The organism is Polaromonas aquatica, from assembly GCF_042659145.1.
GTDB classification, from domain to species: Bacteria; Pseudomonadota; Gammaproteobacteria; order Burkholderiales; family Burkholderiaceae_C; genus Polaromonas; species Polaromonas aquatica.
Window position 1 is genome coordinate 1 of the sequence record NZ_JBHSRS010000028.1, and the last position, 627, is coordinate 627.

The window sequence follows — 627 nt, forward strand, 5'->3', positions numbered from 1 at the left end:
TATTGCCAGCCCGGAACTTAGTCAACTGCAGCTGCAACTGCTTCAGGCGAACACGCGCGCCAAACTTGCAAGGCAGGCGGCCAAGCGTGAACAGGATCTCTTTGGCGAGGGCCTGATTGCGCAGCGCCGCGTGCAGGAAGCTCAAGCTGCCTTGCAGGAAGCCGAGGCGACATTGACGCAGGCCAAAACAGCATTGCGCCTGAGCGGTATGTCGATGGCGGCCATAGACAAGGTGGCGGCGTCAGGCAATCCCCAAGACAGCCTGATCCTGACTGCTTCCCAAACAGGCGTCGTTACCGAGATCAAGGCCAAGCCGGGACAACGGGTCGACTCGGCCACTCCTCTGATGCATCTGGCCCAGACCGATACGTTATGGCTCGAAATTCAAGTGCCAGTTGCCGAAAGCGCGAGTTGGGCACCGGGCAGCAAGCTGAAAGTTCAAGGGCGCGATATCACTGCGCAGATCATGAGCAGCAGCGCCATGGTGGCATCCGGCAGTCAGATGGTGGTGATGCGCGCCCTTGTTCAGGGCAAAGCAGGCCAGGTACGCCCCGGCGAGTTGTTGACCGTCGAACTGCCGGCAGCTGCCACAGCAGGCGCATGGGATCTTCCGCTGTCGGCCGTGGC

General features: G+C 61.1%; 1 protein-coding gene. It reads left to right on the forward strand.

The features are described from left to right. Positions 1–37: 37 nt before the first annotated feature. On the forward strand, positions 38–627 hold a 590-nt coding region (locus ACFQND_RS12200; RefSeq protein WP_377413600.1), incomplete at its 3' end, for an efflux RND transporter periplasmic adaptor subunit.